The organism is Rhodococcus sp. MurmanLake-1 (genome assembly GCF_056945715.1).
Window position 1 is genome coordinate 151,823 of record NZ_JBWZNF010000001.1, and the last position, 4,399, is coordinate 156,221.

Here is a 4,399-nt window from a genome sequence, read left to right on the forward strand (position 1 = left end):
CGGGTACTCGCTGTGCCACCCGTTCCTGCGTAAAGGCGGCCTCCTGTGACCGAGCCAGACAAGACTGAGCCAGACAAGGCCCAGCCTGAGAAGACCGAGCCCCAGACTGCAGTTCGCAAGACCAGTGTCGTCGACGCGGTGCTGCAGTCACCGCTCGCGGGGCTGTCACCGTGGATCCTGCTGTCCTTGCTCTCCGGGCCGGGAAGGTTCGAGGAATCCGCGGCCGCCGCGCTCGGGTTGTCACTGCTGATCTTGGCGGCCAGTCACCGGCGCGGCGGCACGGTGAAGCTGTTGGAGGTCTTCGACGTCGTGTTCTTCGGCGTTCTGGCGGCCATCGGCCTCCTCGCGTCGGCGAACACGATTCGGTGGTTCGAACTCTGGGGAGGCGAACTGACCAACATCGCGCTGGTGGTCTTTGCCTTCGGATCGATCCTGCTCCGCAATCCTTTCACTTTGCAGTACGCGAAAGAGTCGACGCCTGAAGAGTATTGGACGACGCCACTGTTTCTGCGCATCAACTACGTCATCACCGCAGTGTGGGCGCTCGCCTTCACATGGTCGGCCGCAGTGGGCCTGTTCGGAGACGCACTGCTGCACGACGGAGACAACTTCTGGACCGGATGGATTCTGCAGTTGCTCGGAACCTTCTTCGCGATCTCCTTCACCGAGTGGTACCCCGAGTATGCGCCGAACAAGGCCGCTCAGGCTCAGGGCCTCGAAACCGAACCACCGCAGTCGATTTTCAGGCTGTTCGACTTTTTGCCGGTGTTCGTAGCCGTGACCGGCATCGCGGGGTTGGTGACCGACTCCGTTTCCGTGACCGCAGGCGTCACGTTGATTCTGGTCGGCGTGTTCGGACATCTGGCGATGCGACGGTTCACCGTCGACTAGGAGCTCTCGGTGATCTCGCGCCGACGGGAACTTGGTGCACGATCGTCTCGATGACCGGCAGGTGCCGGCTGATGCACGGAATTTGTCCGTTTCTGCGATAGTCAGTGCACCTGCCGTGCAATGGAAACGAGGGAAATTGAGCGTTATTTCGAGTACTGCACACAAGCACGAGCCCATACACGGACGACGTCCACCAGCGGATCACCGCTTCCTCGGACTCGACACACGCGTCTTCCCACACGCCCTCGCGATCTTGGGGGTGTGGATGCTCTGGACCGTGATCGTGCCCGCCATCGATTCCGCTGTCTCCTCCGAAGATCCAACCGGCGCCGGAGACCGAATGGCCGTGACCGAAACTGTCTCCTTCGCCGCACCTGCGGGCTGGAATGTCGAGAGTGGTTTCCGAACCGACCAACATGGCGCGTCCGATTCGCTCCCACGTGTGACGTTGACCGGCGGCACCGTCACCGTGAGCGTCGACGCCGACACATTCAGTGGAACTGCCGACGAGCTCCTCTCCCAAACAGATGCCGTGAGTCTTGCGACGAACGGCAGTTCCGTGCTTGCGGTCTCCGGTACACGCCAGCCGATCAGCACCGACGGGGGTCTGAGCGGCGTCCAGGTCAGCTTTGACACTCCGCGGTCCGCCGGATCGGTGACCACATTCGTCACCGACGGCGAGGGAATTCGGGTACAGGTAGTCGGCCCACCCGATCAGATCGCCGCCCGCGGTCGAGAAATCACCGACATGATCGCCTCCATCGGCACACATGAGGGAGACACCAAGTGAGCAGCGATCTCCTCGAAACCCGCTCCCGCGCATTCGATACGACGGCCTGGGGCGAGAAATTTCACTTCTTCCAACCACGCAACGTCGTGTTCTGGATATACCTGTGGATGTGCGGATTCGGCCTCGTCAAAGGCTGGCAGATGTTCGCCCCCTTCGCCGGATACTTCGGGCGCGCACTCCTCGTTGCCGGCATCGTCGGCATCATCAGTGCCGCGGTCTGGACATGGTGGTTCCGGCACATCGACCGCTACGAACGCCAACCCGTAGGACTAGTGGTCACCGGCTTCATCTGGGGCGCCACCGCAGCAACGTTCACTATCGCAGTACCCGCGAACGGAGCAGTCGGCTCGCTCTACACGAAGATTTTCGGGCAGGTATGGGCTCAGGACTGGCATGCGGGCCTCTCTGCACCGTTCGTGGAGGAAACCGCCAAAGGCATCGGCATCGTCGTCCTCCTCGCGCTTGCACCGCGACTGGTGCGCACCGCAACCGACGGCCTGCTCCTCGGCGCTTTCATCGGCTTGGGATTTCAGACCAGCGAAGACTTTCTGTACTCGATTGCCGGCGCGACGCAGGGCTTCGGCGCCCACCAAACCGACGGACTGATCGGTTCCATCGCCACCCGCACCTACTCCGACATCGTCTCTCATCCCCTCTTTACAGCCCTTTTCTGCGCCGGCGTGATCTATCTGATCGGCACCCCGGCCCAGCCCCGGCGGATCGGACGCGGATTGGCGTTGATCGTGGCACCCATCCTGATCCACGGCGTGTGGGATTCGATGCTCGCGATCGCCGGCGGCAGCAGTTCGCTCGTGTTCGTCATCATGATCGGCGACATCGTCTTCGCTTTCACTGCCTTGTGGATCGCGTTCGTCTGGGCGCACCCACGTGAGTCCCACTTCGTCCGTGACATTCTCGCCCCGGAAATCGAGTCCGGCGTCCTGACCGACGCCGAGGTGACAGCCGCCGGCGGATGGCGACAACAACGCACTTACGCGAAAGCCGCACCCACTCGCACCGAACGTCGCCAACGACGACATATCGTTCGTGCCGCGCTGGATCTGTGCAGCGACGTTGCTGTCAGCAAGGGCGACGACAGCTCCCAGGTCGTCGAATCACGCAACGAAATCACCCGCCTCCGCCAAGGAACCGCGGCACAGAGCATCGCTCAGTGACCGCGAAGTAGCGGAAGTACCGTTCAGCACCGTAAGTCATTTACCCACACCGACTGACTGGGCTACCAGTTCACGATCGGCGTGAGTGGGGTACCGAAGTTTGGTGTGTCGCGGGGTGGGGGATACAGCTCACACTGGTGCACGAAGCAGTGCCGATGGTTCTCCAGCGCGAATCGCGAATCCGCGCACTGTCGGCTCGCGAGTGCGCCTGGATGCTGAATGACGTTGTCCTGAAGCGTCTTTGAGGACCGCGAAGCATCCTGAAGTTGCCACGTCGAAGAAGGGCCGAAGTATGACGTCGACTTGTGAACGATCACTCCCCGTAGAACGAGAAAGACCGCCCGGTGTAGAACCGGACGGTCTTGATCGAAGTGCTAGTTCATGCGCCGCGACGCTTGGCCTTCAGCAAATCGAGACGCTCTTTGAGGAGCTCTTCGAGTTCCTCGACCGAGCGACGCTCGAGCAGCATGTCCCAGTGGGTGCGGGGAGGCTTGACCTTCTTGGCTTCGGGGGCAGTTCCCTCCATGAGGGCGCCTTCGAGGCCGTTGCGGCACAACCAGGTGCCGGGGATCTCGGCTTCGTCCGCGAACGGGATGTCGAAGATCTCGCCGTTCTCGCACTTGTACTTGGCCATACGACGGGGCGCGAGGTCATGGTCACGGTCGGTCTCGTAGCTCACAGCTCCGAGACGGCTACCTCGAAGTACGCGATCTGCCATGGTGGTGTCCTCTCTTCGTTCGTCACCGCTGGTGGGCGCCCTGACTTGGGGAGTAGACGCTCACACTCATCTACAACGCCACGAGCACCCGATTGGTTCCCGTGTGGCGAGAAGACGCAACCTCTCCATCTTACCGGGTACCGCGCGCGTTCATCGAAGGCGTCCGAATCTCGAGTACAGTGTCGACTCATGGCTGAGAGCACACGCGTCGGATCACCGCAGACTGCGCGTTCCGGAAACCCGTGTGTGTGGTGCGGCCGCGAGGTCGCGGTGACGGGAGTGGGTCGTCGTCGCCGGTACTGCAGCCAGTCTTGTCGCCAGCGCGCGTACGAGCAGCGCAATGCCGTCAAGGGCACGACGATCCCGGCTGACGCCGTCATCTTGACCGCCGTCGAGGCCGTCGAACTGGTGGATCGGATGTTCGAGGTTCGCTGCGCCGCCGAAGATGTGGCGACTGCTGTTGCCGAGGGAGCCGAAAGTTCGGAACTCGCACAGTTGTGTGAACGGTTGACCGAACTTGCCCGTGAAGCCGAACGTTTCCGGTGAAGCAGGTGTGGGCAACCGGTTTCTAGCCTTGCGTTGAGCACCGCAGCACTGCGGTGCGCCTGACGCCTGACGACGACAAATTCTGATCCTGAGTTCGGACCTTCGGGGAGGTTCGGACTTCGAAGCGACCCTTCGTCGAGGTCGATGACCTTCGGCTGCGCTCTCGCAGGATCGCCACATGGTTTCCACTCGATATCGAGGCGGTGCGATGTTTCTCTTCAATCCCCGAGCCACAGTTCCCGGCGCTGATCGTCACAACGCTGTGTGGGGGTGGTCGTG

Annotated in this window: 5 protein-coding genes; 4 read left to right on the plus strand and 1 reads right to left on the minus strand. The window is 62.0% G+C overall.

Annotation, left to right across the window (positions count from 1 at the left end; all coding sequences use genetic code 11):
* Window positions 1-45 precede the first annotated feature (45 nt).
* The 3 genes from AC2ETI_RS00720 (at window position 46) to AC2ETI_RS00730 (ending at window position 2,856) form a co-directional block, all read left to right on the plus strand.
* Window positions 46-891, plus strand: a complete 846-nt coding sequence (locus AC2ETI_RS00720) for a hypothetical protein (protein ID WP_019748476.1) — start codon at window positions 46-48, stop codon at window positions 889-891.
* A gap of 136 nt (window positions 892-1,027) precedes the next feature.
* Window positions 1,028-1,681, plus strand: a complete 654-nt coding sequence (locus tag AC2ETI_RS00725; protein WP_230091154.1) for a hypothetical protein — start codon at window positions 1,028-1,030, stop codon at window positions 1,679-1,681.
* A complete protein-coding gene (locus AC2ETI_RS00730; protein WP_483633445.1) occupies window positions 1,678-2,856 on the plus strand; it encodes a PrsW family intramembrane metalloprotease in 1,179 nt (392 codons plus the stop codon). Before AC2ETI_RS00725 ends, AC2ETI_RS00730 begins: the two co-directional genes overlap by 4 nt.
* A gap of 379 nt (window positions 2,857-3,235) precedes the next feature.
* Here the strand turns inward: AC2ETI_RS00730 and AC2ETI_RS00735 are convergent, their stop codons facing one another.
* A complete protein-coding gene (locus tag AC2ETI_RS00735; RefSeq protein ID WP_019748472.1) occupies window positions 3,236-3,574 on the minus strand; it encodes an RNA polymerase-binding protein RbpA in 339 nt (112 codons plus the stop codon).
* Window positions 3,575-3,763: 189 nt separating this feature from the next.
* On the opposite strand from AC2ETI_RS00735, the gene AC2ETI_RS00740 reads away from it, so the two are divergent.
* Window positions 3,764-4,120: a hypothetical protein gene (locus AC2ETI_RS00740; RefSeq protein WP_020907776.1), complete on the plus strand. Its 357-nt coding sequence runs from the start codon at window positions 3,764-3,766 to the stop codon at window positions 4,118-4,120.
* Window positions 4,121-4,399: the final 279 nt, after the last annotated feature.